We start from the raw sequence: 17,070 nt of genomic DNA, 5'->3' as shown, positions 1-17,070 counted from the left end.
CCGCCGTGACCGGTGTTCAGTCCTCGCCGAGGCTCAGCTCCGCCCTCTCGCCGATCGGCGTTTCGGCGGTCCAGTCGTTGAACCGCGCAGCCTCCGCGTCGCGCCGCTCGTCGTCGTCGCCGGCATCGTCGTCGTCCATGTCGCCGACGAGCATGCACACCGGCTCGAGGTCCTCCGGCATGTAGCGCATCGCGCGGTGCTCGTCGTTGTCGTACCACGAGCAGATCCATTCGTCGGCCGTGCCGCCGAGCGTCATCACGTGCATGCTGCCGACCGGCCGCACGGCCATGCCGACCACGAACTCGCCCTTGTGCATGATCGCCGTGCTCATGCCCGGCGCGTGCCGCGCGTCGCGGTGAAGCGCTCCAGCGCGAGCTGCAGCTCCTCGGCCTTGTCGCGGATCATGCGCAGCTTGGTGCGGGTTTCGAGGATCTTCGCGACGAGTTCGGCGCGCAGCTGCAGTTGCGCGTCGGTCATCGGTTCGCCGAGCGAGCAGAGCTGGGCCGAATCGTCGCAACCGCGCTCGAGGGCATCGAGCGGAAGGTGGGGATCGTGGGCAATGGGAATCTTCGGGAACATGGAATGCTCCTGGGAAAAGGTGTACGTGGGGGTGTCCGGGGCGGCTGCCCCTGGGCCGGATCCGTTCCCTGGATCCGGCCGGTCTCGAGCGAAGCCGGGCCGATGCGCGGGGCCCGCCTGCGCTCAGGGGCAAGCCATGCTGACTTCGGTGTGGGCGATGATCACGTCGCCGGTCACGAGGCCCGCGACGTTCAACGTGAGATGCACGCCGTTCGAACCGAGCGTGAGCGAATGCACGCCGTCGCCGTCGCTCGTGTGCTCGTTGAGGACGAGGGTCGCGCCGACGATGCCGAGCTGGCTGAGGTCGATCGTCGTGTTCGGCGGCGGGTTCAGCGGCAGGCCCGGCACGGGAATGCCGAGGATCGAGACGACCGGGTCGATGAGGTCGGTGCCGCCCGGAGGCAGGCCGCCGAGACCGCCGCCGTCGCCACCACCACCGCCTCCGCCGCCACTCAGGTTGCCGAAGTCGAAGCCGGTGCCGAACACGAAGTCGCCGAGCAGCGATTTCGGAGCCGGCACGGCGGTCGGGCAGTAGCCGGACATCGACGAGGTCGAGGTAACCGCGCCGGCGGCGAGGCCGAGTACGTCGACGATCGCGGTGCCCGCGGAGAGGTCGAGGTCGGCCACGCTCGAGCGGGCGGCGATCGCCGACATCGGCCCGCCGACGTATTCCGCTTCGGAAGTCAGCACGCCCGTGCTCAGCGAGATCAGCGCGAGCGGGTCGGTGATGCCGAACGACGGCAGCGTCTGGGAATCGCTCGCGCTGGCGACGACATTCACCAGCGAAGCGCTCGTCTGCGCGCCGACGTTGAGCTGGGTGATGCCGATGAGGTTGATGTGGACCGAGAGGTCATAGGCGTCGGCGTTGCCGACCGGGTTGGCGGCGTAGGCGGCGACGGGGCCGACCAGCAGCGCGGCGGCAAGGGCGGCTTTGCGCACGTTTCCCAGATGCAGAGTCATCGCATTTCTCCTGTTGCTACGACATTCGAAACGGTGCCGGTTGCACCGTTTTCCTTGCGATCGCGTCGATCGCGTTCTGGGCTACCGCGAGGCGGCGGCCCATCCGAGTCGAGGGGCGGGTCCAGGCCGTTCAGGGGGTGGCCGGAGTGCCCGTTGCAATGCTTGCGGTCGTGGATCGCGCGAGCGACCTCGGTGATGCCGGTTGTTCGTGTATAGGTATAAACTTCAACTCGTTGGGCAAATCTTTCTTCGGATCGACGGGGTGCAACAAGCTGGAAATTCCCTCGGTGAGTGCCAGCCCTGCTGCACATTGCTGAGAAAAGCGATAAAAATGTTCTCGCGTACCGGCAGTGGGAAGGCCGCCTGAGGAAATACGGTCAAAATCACTAAACATGCAGCATTGCTGAGGGACGCCGCAGTGAAGGACCGCGACATACGCGAACACGCGTTCACAGGACCGCGCCCGAACCGGATCAGGCATGCCCGACGCCTGGCACGACTCACGCAAGCGAAGCTGGCCGAGGCGATCGGGGTCGGCGCCAGCGCGGTGGCGCAATGGGAATTGCCGAGCGGCACCTCGCCGACGGCGGAGCATCTCGAACGGATCGCGACCGTCTGCAGCGTGTCGTTCGAATGGCTCGCGACCGGCCGCGGCGCGGCGGTGCAAGGCGTGGCGGAGACACCGGCGATCGATGTCGGGGAACTCGCCGCGGACGAGTTCGAGGACCGCCTGCTGGTCGCGTTCCGGCGCGTCCCGCGACGCAAGCGCGAGGCGTTCGTGCGCTGGATGGAAGAGTTCTTCTAGCAACCGCACGCGCACGAAAAAGGGCGGCATGAGCCGCCCTTGCGTTTCGTCGCGATCACCGCAGCCGCGGCGCGCGGCTGCGACGGCGATGCACGATCAGCCGTCGAAGCCGTCCGCGAAGATCGCGTCCTGCGGCGCATACACGAACACGCCGCCGATCGAGGTGAACGCGAAGATGCGGCCGTCCGGCGCGCGTTCGACCTTGCGCACGAAGTAGCCGGTGTCGTGGCGCACGCTCCACGTCGGTGTCGCGGGGTTGCCCACGTCCACTTCGTCGAGGCCGAACTCGTTGCCGACATAGGCGGTGCTGCCGACGACGACGACCGAATGCGCGACGTTGTAGTCGGTGAGGTTCGGCGGCAGGCCCGGCAGGGTCACGCTGCCGAGCAGCAGCGGCTGCGCCTTGTTGCTCGTGTCGACGACCTGCAGCGCGTTCGCGAAGGTGGCGTCGCTGCCGCACGCGACGTAGGCGGTGTTGCCGTCGTCGCTGACGTACACGCCGTTCGCGTACGGGCAGCTCTGCTCCTGTCCGACGACCGTCGGTGCGGCCGGGTTCGACACGTCGACGATGCGCAGGCCGCCGTCGCCGAAGTCGGCGCCGTCGACGAGGAACGCGTAGTTGCCGCGCACGGTGAGGTCGTAGGTCTGGCTCGTCAGCAGCGAACCGAGTTCCTGCGGCGCGGCCGGGTTGGCGACGTCGAGCACCTTGAAGATGCCGCCGTTGGTGGTGCTCGCGACGTAGACGCGGTCGCCGTGCGCCTCGATCGCACTCGCGAACGGGAACTCGAAGCGGCCGAGTTCGGCCGGCGCGGCAGGATTGGCGAGATCGGCGATCAGCACGCCGTAGCCCCAGGCGGCGATGTAGGCGTGGCCGCCGTCGACCGAGATGTCCTCCATGTCGCGCGCGGCGAGGAACGGCGGCAGGTCCGCGTCGTAGCGGCCGATCGGCGCGAGCGTGGTGCCGTCGGCGACGCCGAGGCCGTAACCTTCCTCGGCGAAGTACGCGTGCGTGCCGTCGAAGCCGGCCGCGTGCACGGCGACGCCGACCGGCACGGTGAACTGCGCCGCGAGCGTCGGCTGCAGCGGATCGGCGGTACCGAGCAGCACCGCGCGGTCGGTGTGGGTGAGCACGAGCGGGCCGAACGGCGTCACCGCGGCCTGGTCCGGCGCGAACGTCGGCGCGGTCACCGTGCGGATCAGCGACGGCGCGCTCGGCGTGGTGAAGTCCCACACCTGGATGCCGCTGTCACCGACGAGGTAGAGCACGTTGCCGAGGCGGATCGCGCCGGTGGCCTGATCGATCGGCGTGCTGTAGACCTGCGTGATGTTGGCGCCGTCGTGCGTGTCGTAGACGAGCAGGTCGTTGCCGACGCCGATCGCGTAGCCGTCGGTGAGCACGGCGCGCAGCACCGAGCCGCCGCTGAGCACGGCACTGCCCTCGACGCTCGGCGCGGTCGGCGTGGAGACGTCGATCGCGTAGACGAGGCGGTCGCCGAGGAAGCTGCTGCCGCTCGTGAGCAGCTGCGTGCCGGAGATCGCCATCGCGTCGAACGCGTAGATGTCCGAGGTCTGGCCGATCACGCTCGGCGCGGTCGGGTTGCTCGTGTCGAGCACGAACAGGCCGTTCTGTGCATCGCCGAGGTAGAGGTTGGAACCCGCGGCGACGAGGCCGACCGGGCCGAAGAATTCCGACGCGACGTAGTCGTCGTACTCGCCCGCGCCGGCGGGATGCGCGGGGTCGGCGAGCGAATAGATCGTGATGCCCGCGCTCGTGCCCATCGAGCTCCACGCGGCATACAGGTAGTCGCCGACGACCGCGAGGCTGCTGATCGGACCCGGCGCCGGACTCGCGCCGGTACGGCCGACGTAGGCGGGCTGGGCCGGATTGCTCATGTCCCAGACGTTGACCGTCGCGCCGGTGCCGACGTAGAGGAAATTGCCGTGCACGGCCGGCGACGACAGCGCACCGCCGCCCACATCGACCCGCTGGAGCGTCTGCGCACCGGCCGCACCGGCCAGGATCGACACGCCGAACCACAATGAAACCACCGTGCGCAGCCACTTCATTCGGGTATTCCTCGACAGGGTGAAGGGTGGACGCGGCGACACCTCGCGGCGTCGCACGCCGGTCCGCCGCCGTGACGACGGCGGACCCGACGATCCTCGCGGCCCGGCCACGCGCGCGCATGTCGCATCGATGCGGCAACGATGCGCGATCGATGTACCGCGTGTCGTTTCAATTGAAAGGCCAGCAAAAACAATGGAGTGCAGCAGAACACCACGGCGGCGAGCGGGATCCCGCGAACCCGGTGCCGGCACCATTCGCCCGTAGAAGCGCACCCTGCTGCGCGACCGCGACGTCCGCGATCGCCACGCGCTGCGGTCACCCACAGGGTGGGCTCCGTGCGCGCTCAGCGGGAACGGTCGGCGGCGAGGCCGGTGTAGCCGGCCAGCAGGCGCGCTTCGTTCTCTTCCGCGACGCGTGCGGCGTCGTCCTGGCCGAGGGCGCGGAACAGGCGTGCCTGCGCGCCCGCCGCGCGCGCGTCGTGCTCGGCCCATAGCGCGATGCGTCCGCTGACCGTGCGCGCGCTGTCGAGCTGGCTCGCATCGACGAGCGCGGCGAGGTACGGCGCGCCGACCGCGACGAGGTCGTCCGGGACGCCGAAGCGCTCGGCCGCCTGCATCGCCTGCGCGAAACGTTCGAGCGCGGGTTCGCGACGGCGTTCGGCCCAGGCCTGTTCGGCCGCCGCAAGCGATGCCTGCAGCTTGCGCCACTCGTCGCCCGCCGCTTCCGCCTGCAGGGCGACGGTCGTCGCGGCGGCCGCGGCGAGGTCGCCGTGCTCGCGCTGGATGCGCGCATGCAGCACGAGCGCGCGCGTCCAGTCGGACGGATCGGCGTCGCGCAAGGCCGGCACGCGCGCGCGCGCGATCGACGCCGTCGCGGCCGCGGCGTCGCCCGTGCGCTCGGCGATCCGCGCCGCGAGCAGCGCGGCCTGCGCGCGCGTCGGGGCGTCGCGCTGCGCGTCGGCGTCCTTGTCGATCTGCGCGAGCAGCGCCTGCGCGTCGGCGACGCGCCCGACGCCGACCAGCGCGACCGCGCGCACGCGCGTCAGCTGCCAGCGCATGCGCCGGTTGTTCGTGTTCGCTTCGGCCGGCCAGAAGCGCTCGCTCGTCGCGAACGCGGCGTCGACGTCGAGCAGTTCGCTCTCCACGAGCGCCTGTTGCACGAGCGCGTAGGCGCGGCCTTCGCGTGCGCCGAGCCGCTCGAATTGGCGCGCCGCGCCCTTCAATACCGCGAGCGCGTCGGCCGGGCGATGGCGCATGCGCTGGAATTCGCCGAGGTTGACGTCGACGCTGGCGACACCGAGGCTGTCGCCGATCGTCGCGAGTTCGGTGCGCGCCTGCGACAGCTCCGCGGTCGCCTCGTCGTAGCGCCCTTGCTGCGCGAGCACGGTACCGCGGCCGAGCCGCGCGACGCCGAGCACTTCGTGGTCGCCCGCGTTCGCGCGCAACGCGATCGCCTCGTCGTAGAGGTCGGCCGCGAGTTCGGCGTGGTTGCGCCGCACCTGCGCCGCGGCGAGCGTGAGCATCGCGCGCGCGCGCAACGCGTCGTCGCGCCCGGGCGGCAGGCGGTCGACGAGCGCGTGCATGCGCGCCTCGGCGGCGTCGTACTCGCCGCTGCGCAACTCGATCTGTGCCATGCGGTGCTCGACCTGCGGCCGTTCGCGCAGCTCGGGCGGAGCCGCCTCGATGAGCGCGCGCGCCTGGTCGAGCTGGTCGGCGAGCATCGCCGCGCCGCTGCGCTGCAGGAGCGCTTCCAGCGCGGGCGGCGCGTCGCTCGCCGACACCGCACGCGGCTGCTTGCCGAGCTTGCGCAGCAGCGCGTCGGCAGCGTCGCGCGCGGCACTGATCGCGTCGCCGCCGTCGGCTTCCGCGGTCAGCGAGCGCTGCGTGCCGAATGCCTCGAGCCGCACGCGCCAGCGGCCGTCGGCGAGGCTCACGCGCGGCAGCACGCGCATCGCCGCGGCCTGCGCAAGCGTCGCGTCGTGCAGCAGGTCCGCCGCGTCGGCATTGCCGTGCTGGCGCAGCAGGCTCACGACACTTTCGCTCGGCGCGGTCGGCAATGCGCCGCTGCGCAGGCGATTGGCGACGAGATCCATCACGCCGAGGCGCAGCCAGCGCCACTCGTCGGGCGCGTCGACCGCGGCCGGCAGCACGAGCGCGGCGACCGCGATCGGCGCGTCGGCGTTCGTATCGTCGGCGTTCGCGACCGCGGGCACGACCGGCTTCGACGAAGCCACCGGTGTCGCGCGCTGCAGCTGGCGCCATGTCGCGTAGCCGAGCACGCCCAACGCGAGCGTGACGCCTGCGATCGCCGCGAGCGCGAAGTGCGACCGGCGCGGCGACGACGACGCGTCGGCGTCGAGCGCCGGTTCGATCGCGGCGACGTCGATCACCGGCGCGCCCGCCGCCGCGTCGGTCGCGGCATCGGCAGCGGCCGCCGCGTCTTCCGCGACGGCCTCGAGCGGCAGCGCCCAGCGGTAGCCGAACCGCGGCACCGTGCGGATCGTGCGCTGTTCGTTGCCGGTGTCGCCGAGGCTGCGGCGGATCCGCACGATCGTGTGGCCGAGCAGCGCGTCGCTGATCTCCACCCTGCCCCACACCGCGGCGATGAGTTCGTCGCGACCGACTGCACGTTCGCGATGCTCGATGAGGTAGGCGAGGCAGTCGAACGCACGCGCGGGCAGCGCGAGCGGCCGCCCCGCCTTGCGCAGCTCGCGCGTGGCGGGATGGAACTCGAAGTCGTCGAAGCGGTACGTCGTCGTCATCGAAGCCTGCCGCCGCGTTGGCGCGGCACCGGGCGGGTGTGCATCCGCGTCATGGATCCGCGTCATCGGTGCCGGCCGCGGCGGGCGATGCCGGCGGCGGCGGCACGCAGCCGCGCACGAGCGCGTCCGCGCCGAGCAGGAACCATTCGCGCCGGTTCGATTGGCCGACGCGCTGCGCCTTCGCGCGATCGACGCACGCGCCGGCGGCGTCCATCGCCTGGTCGAGGATGAAGATGCGCCGCCGCGCCGGCGACTCGGCGAGCCATTGCGCGGCCTCGACGTACTGGCGGTCCCAGCGCTCGCGGAAACCGAAGTCGCGCACCGGTCCCTGCGCCATCAGCAGGTTCTGTTCCTTCCACGCGACCAGGCCGATTTCGCTGTCGGCGCCGGCCATCTCGCGCGCACGCCGCATGATGCCCGCGGCCGAACTCGAATCGTTGAACAGCGGATACGCGCACACGCTCCAGACGAGCCAGAGGCTGGCGATGCCGGCGAGCAACGCGTGCACGCCGCGTCGCGCGCGCAACCCCGCGGCGGCGAGCAGGAACACCGCGCCGATCGCGATGAACATGCCCCAGACGACATGGCCGAGCTCCTCGAGTTCGTGCCGGCGCAGGAAGTCGTTCGCCGACGGCGAATCGCCGAGCAGCGCCCAGGCGCCCAGCCCGACGAGCCCGGCGCCGGCAACGATCGCGAACACGAGCGCGCTCACGCGCAGCCAGCGAGCGGCGACGATCTGCGCGAGGTGCGGCGCGAGCGCGAGCGCGACCATCGGCAGCACCGGCATCAGGTACACCTCGCGCTTGCCGGTCGGGATGCTGAAGAACAGCACGGTCATCAGCGCCCAACCGAGCGGCAGCAGCACGCGCGCGTCGCGCGCGCGCAGGTCGCGCGACCAGCGAGGCACGGCACCGACGTAGGCGAGCGACAGCGGCAGCCATTGGAACGTCACGACGGGCAGGTAGTACCAGAACGGTTGCGGGTGCGACCACGAGCCGGCATAGCGGCCCGCGGTCTGGCGGAAGAACAGATCATTGACGTACGCGGTGTACTCGGGCGTCGCACTCGACTTCGCGACGAGCAGGACCGTGCCGCCCCAGGCGAGGATCGGCGCGAGGAACGCGAGCGCGCCGCCGAGCCAGCGCAGGCCGGCGCCGGACGTGCGCACGACGCCGTCCCATCCGCGCACGCGCGCGAACAGGTACGGCACGAACATGAGCAGGGCGAGGATGCCGACGCCCTTCGTGATCACGCCGAGCCCGGCCGCGAAGCAGCCGAGCCAGTACGCGCGCCAGTCCGGTCCGCGCAGGAAATGCAGCAGCAGGCCCCAGTTGGCCAGCGTGATCCAGCCCATCACCAGCGGATCGATCTGCGCACGCTTGACCTGGAACGTGAACTGCAGCGCGAACAGCACGCCGATCGCCGCGTACAGCCCCGCGCGCGGATTCCACAGGCGCCGGCCGAGGTCCCAGACGAGGCCGAGCGTGAGCAGGCCGGCGAGCAACGACGGCAGCAGGAACGCGACGCGCCAGCTGCGCAGCAGCTCGTACGCCGACGCCTGCAGCCAGAACAGCATCGGCGGCTTGTCCGAGTACAGCTCGCGGCCGCGGTGCGGGAACAGCCAGTCGCCCGACTCCACCATCTGCTTGGCGACGAGCGCGAAGCGCGGCTCGTCGGCCGGCCACGGGTCGCGCAGGCCGATGCCGACGCCGAGCACGACCAGCGCGAACAGCATGAACAGCCAGAATTCGCGGCGCTCGCGCGCCGTCAGCGGATTCGACGGGGTCATATCGCGGCTATCGTATCAGCTCGGCCTCGCTCGCCCGGCCGTTGCGCGCGCGGCCCGCGTGCCCGGATACTGGCCGCGGGTCAGAGGTGACATGCGATGGCCATCGGCTCCACCCATCCCGAGTTCGCCACGCAGGCACTCGCCAATGCGTCCGCGCTCGCGGCGCACCACTACGTCGGCACGGCCGCCGAGGCGCTCGACCGCCGCGCGGTGTTCGGCCGCAGCTGGCAACTCGCCGCGCATGCGGCGCAATTGAGCGGCGTCGGCGACCACGTCGTGACCGAGGTCGCGGGCGTGCCGCTCGTGATCGTGCGTGGCGACGACGGCGAGTTGCGCGCGCTGCACAACGTCTGCCGCCATCGCGCGGGCCCGCTCGCGCTGTGCGACGGCCGCGGCGCCAAGCGCCTGCGCTGCCGCTACCACGGCTGGACCTACGCATTGAACGGCCGCCTGCAGAGCGCCCCCGAGATGGACGCCGCGCGCAACTTCGACGTCGGCGCGGTGCACCTGCCGGAAGCGCGCGTCGCGCGCTGGCGCGACCTCGTGTTCGTCGCACTCGGCGACGCGCCGCCGCTCGCCGCGCTGTTCGACGGCATCGACGCGCGCGTCGGCGCCGGCGCGTTCCACGACTACGCGTTCCAGCGCCGCGTCGGCTACGACATCGCCTGCGACTGGAAGGTGTACGTCGACAACTACCTCGAGGGCTACCACGTTCCGCACATCCATCCGGAACTCAACCGCATGCTCGACTACCGCAGCTACGTGACCGAGGTCGCACTGTGGCACTCGCTGCAGTGGAGCCCGCTCGAGAGCGCGAGCGAGCTGTACGGCAAAGGCGAGGCGCTGTACTACTGGATCTGGCCGAACACGATGCTCAACATCCTGCCCGACCGCCTGCAGACCAATCGCGTGCTGCCGCTGCCGGGCAACCGCTGCCGCGTCGAGTTCGACTACTACTATCCGGCCGACCTCGACGCGGTCGGGCGCTGGGAACGCGACCTCGTGTTCAGCGACACCGTGCAGAAGGAAGACGTCGAGATCTGCGAGCACGTGCAGCGCGGCCTCGCCTCCGGTTCCTACGTCGCCGGACGGCTGAACCCGAAGCGCGAGAGCGGCGTGCACCATTTCCACGAGCTGCTGCGCGCGGCGTACCGCGGCGCCGCGGGCTGACGTCGATGGCGGCGCCGACCGATCCGCCGCGCGCCGCCCTCGGACTCGCCACCGCGATCGCGATCGTCGCGGGCAACATGATCGGCTCGGGCCTGTTCCTGCTGCCCGCGTCGCTCGCACCGTACGGACCGGCAGCCCTGCTCGGCTGGGGCGCGAGCGCGCTCGGCGGCCTCGCGCTCGCGTTCGTGTTCGCCGACCTCGGCCGTCGCCTGCCGTGCAGCGGCGGCCCGTACGCGTTCGCGCGCGCCGCGTTCGGCGACGGCGCCGGCTTCGCGATCGCGTGGAGCTACTGGGTGTCGATCTGGTGCGCGAACGCGGCGATCGCGGTCGCGTTCGCCGGCTACCTTGGCTCGCTGTTCGCACCCGCGGCGACCGCGACGGGTGCGCCGCTCGCCGCGCTCGGTGCGTTGTGGGCGTGCACGCTCGCCAACGCGCTCGGCGTGCGCAGCGCAGGCCTCGTGCAACTCGTGACGACCGTGCTGAAACTGCTGCCGCTGCTCGTGCTCGTGCTGCTCGCCGCACCGGAACTGCCGCACGCGCCGTGGCAGCCGTTCAACCGCAGCGGCGAAAGCCTGTGGTCGGTCGCGCTCGGCACGACCGCGCTCACGCTGTGGGCGTTCCTCGGCGTGGAGAGCGCGACCGTCGTCGCGCAGGACGTCGAGCATCCGCGCCGCAACCTGCCGCGAGCGACGCTGATCGGTTCGGCCATCGCGATCGTCGTGACCGTGCTCGCGTGCAGCGTGGTCGGTGCGATCGTGCCGGCCGACGTGCTCGCGACGTCGTCGGCGCCGTTCGCGGACGCGGCGTCGAGGCTGTGGGGCGCGAAGGCCGGCGTCCTGTTCGCGGCGACCGCGGCGGTCGCCTGTTTCGGCGCGCTCAACGGGTGGGTGCTGCTGCAGGGACAGCTGCCGCTCGCCGCCGCGCGCGACGGCGTGCTGCCTGCATGGTTCGCGCGCGTCGACGAACGCGGCACGCCGCTGCAGGGACTGCTCGCGGGCAGCGCGCTCGCGAGCATGCTGGTGCTCGCCAACTACCAGGAGAACCTGGTCGGCCTGTTCACGTTCTCGATCCTGCTCTCGACCGCGGCCTGCCTGCTGCCGTACGTCGTGTGCAGTGCGGCCGCGCTGCGCGGCGCGGATCGGATGACCGCGAACGGCACGCGGAGTTCACGCGTGGTCGCCCGCCTGGTCGCCGCGTTCGCGCTCGTGTTCAGCATCGCGGCACTGATCGGCACCGGTGCGAAGGCGCTGCTGTGGGGCCTCGTGCTCGTCGCCGCAGGATGGCCGATCCACTGGCACCTGCGACGCACGTCGCGGGTTAACCAGGCTGCAACACCGCGTTAACCGCGCTCACACCGCGCCTCCGTAAGCTGCGCCGACAACAACAACGGAGACCCGCCATGAGTGATCAGCGTCATACCGAAGTCAACGTCCTCGGCTACCGCGTCGAACGCGTGCGCACCTTCGACGAGCGCGGCGACGTCGCCGCGCAGTGGTACGAGGTGCTCGCTCCCCATTCGCAGGCCCTGCTCGGCACGTTCGCGCACCGCGCCGAAGCCGAGCGCGACATCGTCACGCGCGAACTCGCCTCGATCGCGGCGTGAGCCGCACGATCGGTCGAGGCCTCAGGTCGTGATCGTGAAGTCGTCCGCGTCCATCCATGCCGGGAAGCGCTGGCGATGCGCGGCGAGCACTTCAGGATCGAGCGCCACGGTGACGACCTGCTCCTGCGCGCCGAGCTCGACCAGCGGCTGGCCGAGGAAATCGGCGACGACGCTGTCGCCCGCGTAGTGCAGCTCGTTGCCGTCGACGCCCACGCGATTGACGCCGACGCAGTAGCACCAGTTCTCGATCGCGCGCGCGAGCAGCAGCGTGCGCCACGGATGCCGGCGCACGCCGGGCCAGTTCGCCACGTACAGCAGCACGTCGTAGTCGAACTGCTGCGCGGCGCGGTCGTAGCGGTTGCGCGACCACACCGGGAAGCGCAGGTCGTAGCAGACCAGCGGGCAGACGCGCCAGCCGTGGAGTTCGACCACGATGCGTTCGCTGCCGCCGGCATAGCGTTCGTGCTCGCCCGCCATGCGGAACAGGTGGCGCTTGTCGTACAGCGCGTGGCTGCCGTCCGGGCGCATCCAGACGAGGCGGTTCACGCAGCGCTCGCCGTCGCGCACGACGATGCTGCCGGTGACGACCGCATCGACCTCGGCGGCGAGCGCGCGCAGCCAGCGCAGTCCTTCGCCGTCCATCGACTCGGCGTTGCCGAGCGTTTCGTTGGTGAAGCCGGACAGGAACGTCTCCGGCAGCACGACGAGGTCGGTAGTGCCGCGCAGCGGGCGCACGAGCGCGCCGTAGTAGTCGCGGTTCGCCGGCGCGTCGTGCCAGCGCGTCGCGCCCTGCACGAGCGACACCCGCAACGGGTGCTTCGGCGCGCCCACGTCAGAGCGCCTTCAGGCGCGCGGCCGCCTGTTCGAGCGTCGCGTCGTTCTTGGCGAAGCAGAAACGCACGAGGCGCTGCCCCGCGGGCGGGTTCTCGTAGAACGCGGAGATCGGAATCGCGGCGACGCCGCCTTCCTTGACCAGCCATTCGCAGAACGCGAGGTCGTCGGCCTGGCTCAGCGCCGAGTAGTCGGCGACCTGGAAGTACGCGCCGCCGACCGGCAGCAGGCGGAACTTCGAGCCTGCGAGCAGATCGCGGAAGCGGTCGCGCTTGGCCTGGTAGAACGCCGGCAGGTCGAGGTAGTGCTGCGGATCGGTCTCGATCGCTTCCGCGAGCGCCCACTGCGCCGGCGTGAACGTGCAGAACGTGAGGTACTGGTGCACCTTGCGGAACTCGGCCGACAGCGCGCGCGGCGCGATGCAGTAGCCGACCTTCCAGCCGGTGCAGTGGTAGGTCTTGCCGAATGAACTGACCACGAAGCTGCGCTCGGCGAGTTCCTTGTGGCGCAGCACGCTCTGGTGCAGCGCGCCGTCGAACACGATGTGCTCGTACACCTCGTCCGACAGCACGAACAGGTCGTGCTTGCGCGCGAGCGCGGCGAGCGCGTCGAGGTCGGCCGCGTCGAACACCGCGCCGCACGGGTTGTGCGGCGAGTTGACGAGGATCATGCGCGTCTTCGGCGTGACCGCGTCGGCGATGCGCTGCCAGTCCGGCGAGAAGTCGCTTGGATCGAGCGCGACGTGGACCGCGCGGCCGCCGTTGAGCTCGATCGCGGGCTCGTAGCTGTCGTAGCACGGATCGAGCACGATCACCTCGTCGCCGGTGCGCACGATCGCGGCGATCGCCGCGAACAGCGCCTCGGTCGCACCCGAGGTCACGGTGACTTCGGTGTCCGCGTTGACCTTGCAGCCGTACAGGCGCTCGGTCTTGCGCGCGATCGCTTCGCGCAGCGCCGGCACGCCGGTCATCGGCGCGTACTGGTTGCGCCCTTCCGCCATCGCGCGCGCGAGCGCCTCGCGCAGCGCGGGCGGGCCGTCGAAATCGGGAAAGCCCTGGCCGAGGTTGACGGCCTTGTGCTCGGCGGCGAGCTGGCTCATCACGGTGAAGATCGTCGTGCCGACTTTCGGCAGCTTGGTTTCGATCTGCATGTCGCCTTTGCGTTTGGACGGCCAAATGGCCTGAACGATCGATGGTAGCACGCGTCTGCGACGCAGCCTCGTGCGATGGGTACCGATGGAGTGGGACGCCCGGTCGCCGGCCGGTCCGCCCATCTCGCCGGCGGGGGCGAGGTGAGAACCCGCGCACGGTTTGCAGGATTGTAATCCTCCCCGGACCCGGGCATTCTTGATCCGATAGACCTACGCAACATCAGTCCACGGGCGTAGTGCCGGAGAGGGCCGGCACGCGCGCAATGCGGGCCCGCGGACATTCCAGCAAGTCTTCCAAAGCCTGGGGAGAGGCAGATGAGGACGGTCGTATTCGCCGCAGCGCTCGCCGCGCTGCATGGGTGTGCGCATGTCGCTGCCGACCATCCGGCAGCGCCGCAGCCTGCCCCCGCGCCGCCGGTGGACATCGCCACCGCGCAACCCGAACGCCTCGACTTCAGCGCGACGCTCGCCGACGGCGAGGCCGTGACGATCGACAACCCCTACGGCGACGTGCGCCTGCGCTTCGGTGGTTTCGCGCATGCGCTGGAGATCCACGCGGTGCTGCAGCAGCCCGCGAACGCGACACCGATCGCGGTGCAGCCGGACGAAGCGTCGGGTCGCTACCGCTTCGCGCCGCGCCTGCCGGCCGGCGCGATCGCCGCCGAAGGGCAGCGCCTCGACGTCGTCGCCTTCATTCCGCTCGGCCACGCCGTCGCGGTGCGCACCGAGCAGGGCCTCATCGAAAGTCACGGCGTGCGCGGCGACATCGACCTGGAGAGCGTCTCCGGCGACATCGCGATCCGCGGCACGCAGGGCCGCGTGCAGGCGCAGACCGGCATCGGTGCGATCGAAGCCTCGTTCAACGCCGCGCCGAAGGCGTCGCGCCAGCGGCTCGCGACCAGCACCGGCAACATCGTGCTCGCGATCGACGACCGCCTCGACGCCGCGCTCGAACTCTCGACCTCCGGCGTGTTCGCCACCGAATTCTCGCTCGACGTCGAGCGTCTCGCGAACCAGGAACCGAACAAGCGCGCCCGCACGGTCATCGGCGACGACGACGCGCACATCACCGTGGAAAGCCGGCGCGGCGAGATCCGCCTGCTGCGCCGGAGCGCATTCACGCCGTTGGGCGGCAAGTCCGCGGACCAGGAGTACGAGGACAACGACAGTGACTGACGCGCCGTCCGCACGGACGGCGCCGGTCGAAGGACGTCGCAGGGAAACCCGAGCCAGAGCAGATCTTGCGCAGGAGGAATTTCGAATGAAACGCTTGAGGACCGTACTCGCCGGAGCAGCCCTGACGGCGCTGCTGTGCGGCACCGTACATGCAGCCGATCTTTCCCGCGCCGGTGGCGCGCACGTCGAGGTCGGCGAACCGGTCACGCCGATCAGCATCGACGTCGACCTTCGCCAGTTGCCGGTCGCGCCGCAGTGGCAGCCGGGCATGGCGATCAAGGAAGCGCACAAGCGCCAGTTCTTCCCGCCCGACCAGCGCAGCCCTGCTGCACCGGCCTGGATGGAAGCGGCGCCCGACCGCCTGCCCGAACTGCAGAAGCTGTGGGACGACAACGCGCCGCTGTCGGCGGTGCAGGCCGGAACGCCGGGCCGCGTGAGCATCAACAACGGCTCGACCGGCGTGTCGCCGGGCGACCCGGTCGTCGACGTCAGTGCCAACTACATCGTCTACGGCATCAACGGCAGCAGCGGCACCAACTTCACGGTCTACGACAAGACCGGCACCAAGCTTGCCGGGCCGACGACGTTCTCGTCGCTCGCGCCCGCCGGTGACGGTTGCCGCACGTCGGTGAGCGACCCGATCGTGCTGTTCGACCGCCTCGCCAACCGCTGGTTCCTGCTCGAGATGGGCGGCACCTCGTCGGCGGCGAAGATGTGCATCTACATCTCCAAGACCGAAAACCCGGTCTCCGGCGGCTGGTGGTTCTACGGCTTCTCGACGCCGACGCAGAACGACTATCCGCATTGCGGCATCTGGACCAACGCCTACGTCTGCACCGACAACGAAGGCGCGGCGAACGTGACCGCGTACGCCTACGACCGCGCGAACATGCTCAACGGCGCGACCGCGCGCGCGCAACAGCGCTTCGCGAGCGTGCCCAAGCTCGCCGGCTACGGCTTCCAGGCGCTGACCCCGGCATCGTTCATGGGCGACAGCGCGCATGCACCGCCCGCCGGTGCGCAGCAGATCCTCGCGCGCCACGACGACGACGAAGCGCATGCCGGCGCCTCGGCCGACACCACGCACGACTTCATCGACCTGTACTCGATCAACGTCGACTGGACCACGCCGGCGAACAGCGCGATCACCACGCTGCCGCGCATCACGATCAGCGAGTTCAACAGCTGGTTCCGCGACTACTCGACGTTCGCGACCGTGCCGCAGCCGGGCTCTAGCTCGCTGCTCGATCCGATCCGCGAGGTCATCCTCAATTCGCTCGTGTACCGCAACCTCGGTACCTACGAGTCGATCGTCGGCCAGTTCGCGACGAACATGAATTCCGCGCGCAGCGGCACAACCGTCAACGCGGGCATCCGCTGGTTCGAGCTGCGCCGCACCGGCGGCGGCAACTGGACGTTGCAGCAGGAAGGCACGTTCGGCCCCGGCGACACCAGCACCAACCACCTCGAAGGTTCGATCGCGACCGACAACAAGGGCAACATCGGCCTCGGCTACAACGTCACCAAGACGAGCTCGCCGACGATCTACGCGACGCTCGGCTACACCGGCCGCAAGGCGTCCGACGCCGCCGGCGTGATGACGCTCGGCGAGAACACCGTGGCGGCGGGCGCCGCCGCGGAAACGTCGGGCCGCTGGGGCGACTACTACCAGATGGCGGTCGACCCGACCGACGACTGCACGTTCTGGATGGTCGGCATGTACCGTCCGTCGGGCAGCTGGAACACGCGCATCCAGGACTTCAAGTTCAACGACTGCGGCGCGGCACCGAGCACGTGGTCGGTGTCGGGCACGGTCACGACCGGCGCCGGCGTCGGCATCGCGGGCGTCACGATCAGCACGGGCTCGGCGAGCACGACGACGAATTCGAGCGGCGCCTATACGCTCGGCAGCCTGGCCAACGGCACCTACACGCTGACTCCGAGCCTCGCCGGCTACACGTTCTCGCCGACGAGCACGAGCGTGACGATCAGCGGCGCGAACGTCAGCGGCAAGAACTTCACGGGCACGCCGACGACGAACACTCCGCCGGTGGCGAACTTCGGCGTGACGACGAGCGGCCTCACCGCCAACTTCACCGACAGCTCCACCGACAGCGACGGCACGATCGCCTCGCGCGCGTGGACCTTCGGCGACGGCGGCACCTCGACCGCGACCAA

At 70.5% G+C, this 17,070-nt stretch carries 14 protein-coding genes; 6 read left to right on the top strand and 8 right to left on the bottom strand.

Annotated features, from left to right (window positions below; all coding sequences use genetic code 11):
- Positions 1-16 precede the first annotated feature (16 nt).
- From FHW12_RS14560 to FHW12_RS14550, 3 genes are all read right to left on the bottom strand, one after another.
- Positions 17-331 (bottom strand): hypothetical protein, encoded by a 315-nt coding sequence (locus FHW12_RS14560; RefSeq protein WP_182531775.1) that lies wholly within the window; start codon positions 329-331, stop codon positions 17-19.
- A complete protein-coding gene (locus tag FHW12_RS14555) occupies positions 328-579 on the bottom strand; it encodes a hypothetical protein (protein ID WP_182531774.1) in 252 nt (83 codons plus the stop codon). Before FHW12_RS14555 ends, FHW12_RS14560 begins: the two co-directional genes overlap by 4 nt.
- A 123-nt stretch (positions 580-702) precedes the next feature.
- Positions 703-1,539, bottom strand: coding sequence for a hypothetical protein (locus FHW12_RS14550; protein ID WP_182531773.1), 837 nt, complete (start codon positions 1,537-1,539; stop codon positions 703-705).
- A gap of 418 nt (positions 1,540-1,957) precedes the next feature.
- Here FHW12_RS14550 and FHW12_RS14545 point away from each other — a divergent pair, with 418 nt between their 5' ends.
- Positions 1,958-2,344, top strand: coding sequence for a helix-turn-helix domain-containing protein (locus tag FHW12_RS14545; protein ID WP_310735247.1), 387 nt, complete (start codon positions 1,958-1,960; stop codon positions 2,342-2,344).
- A gap of 96 nt (positions 2,345-2,440) precedes the next feature.
- Here FHW12_RS14545 and FHW12_RS14540 read toward each other — a convergent pair whose 3' ends face one another.
- The 3 genes from FHW12_RS14540 to FHW12_RS14530 all read right to left on the bottom strand — a co-directional run bounded on the left by FHW12_RS14540 (position 2,441) and on the right by FHW12_RS14530 (position 8,962).
- Positions 2,441-4,411 (bottom strand): LVIVD repeat-containing protein, encoded by a 1,971-nt coding sequence (locus FHW12_RS14540; protein ID WP_182531772.1) that lies wholly within the window; start codon positions 4,409-4,411, stop codon positions 2,441-2,443.
- A gap of 344 nt (positions 4,412-4,755) precedes the next feature.
- Positions 4,756-7,173: a winged helix-turn-helix domain-containing protein gene (locus tag FHW12_RS14535; RefSeq protein WP_182531771.1), complete on the bottom strand. Its 2,418-nt coding sequence runs from the start codon at positions 7,171-7,173 to the stop codon at positions 4,756-4,758.
- A 49-nt stretch (positions 7,174-7,222) separates the two neighbouring features.
- Positions 7,223-8,962, bottom strand: a complete 1,740-nt coding sequence (locus tag FHW12_RS14530; protein ID WP_182531770.1) for an ArnT family glycosyltransferase — start codon at positions 8,960-8,962, stop codon at positions 7,223-7,225.
- A gap of 96 nt (positions 8,963-9,058) precedes the next feature.
- Between FHW12_RS14530 and FHW12_RS14525 the strand changes: the two genes are divergently transcribed.
- From FHW12_RS14525 to FHW12_RS14515, 3 genes are read left to right on the top strand one after another with little or no spacing between them, the layout of a single operon-like run.
- Complete coding sequence (locus FHW12_RS14525; RefSeq protein ID WP_182531769.1) at positions 9,059-10,132, top strand: aromatic ring-hydroxylating oxygenase subunit alpha; 1,074 nt, start codon at positions 9,059-9,061, stop codon at positions 10,130-10,132.
- 5 nt (positions 10,133-10,137) lie between these two features.
- Positions 10,138-11,475 (top strand): amino acid permease, encoded by a 1,338-nt coding sequence (locus FHW12_RS14520; RefSeq protein ID WP_182531768.1) that lies wholly within the window; start codon positions 10,138-10,140, stop codon positions 11,473-11,475.
- Between the two features lie 56 nt (positions 11,476-11,531).
- Positions 11,532-11,735 (top strand): hypothetical protein, encoded by a 204-nt coding sequence (locus tag FHW12_RS14515; protein WP_182531767.1) that lies wholly within the window; start codon positions 11,532-11,534, stop codon positions 11,733-11,735.
- 21 nt (positions 11,736-11,756) lie between these two features.
- Here FHW12_RS14515 and FHW12_RS14510 read toward each other — a convergent pair whose 3' ends face one another.
- Together FHW12_RS14510 and FHW12_RS14505 are read right to left on the bottom strand one after the other, a co-directional pair.
- A complete protein-coding gene (locus tag FHW12_RS14510; RefSeq protein ID WP_182531766.1) occupies positions 11,757-12,566 on the bottom strand; it encodes an amidohydrolase in 810 nt (269 codons plus the stop codon).
- Between the two features lies 1 nt (position 12,567).
- Entirely contained in the window at positions 12,568-13,716 is a 1,149-nt protein-coding gene (locus FHW12_RS14505) for a pyridoxal phosphate-dependent aminotransferase (RefSeq protein ID WP_182531765.1), read from the bottom strand.
- Positions 13,717-14,031: 315 nt separating this feature from the next.
- Between FHW12_RS14505 and FHW12_RS14500 the strand changes: the two genes are divergently transcribed.
- On the top strand, positions 14,032-14,892 hold the full coding sequence (locus FHW12_RS14500) for a DUF4097 family beta strand repeat-containing protein (RefSeq protein WP_182531764.1): 861 nt from the start codon (positions 14,032-14,034) through the stop codon (positions 14,890-14,892).
- 85 nt (positions 14,893-14,977) lie between these two features.
- A partial coding sequence (locus tag FHW12_RS21350; protein ID WP_259393091.1) for a carboxypeptidase regulatory-like domain-containing protein occupies positions 14,978-17,070 on the top strand: 2,093 nt, incomplete at its 3' end.

Origin of the sequence: Dokdonella fugitiva (genome assembly GCF_014138265.1) — a bacterium.
GTDB classification, from domain to species: Bacteria; Pseudomonadota; Gammaproteobacteria; order Xanthomonadales; family Rhodanobacteraceae; genus Dokdonella_A; species Dokdonella_A fugitiva_A.
Note: the sequence above shows the minus strand (reverse complement) of the source record. Positions and strands in the feature narration are given on the sequence as shown.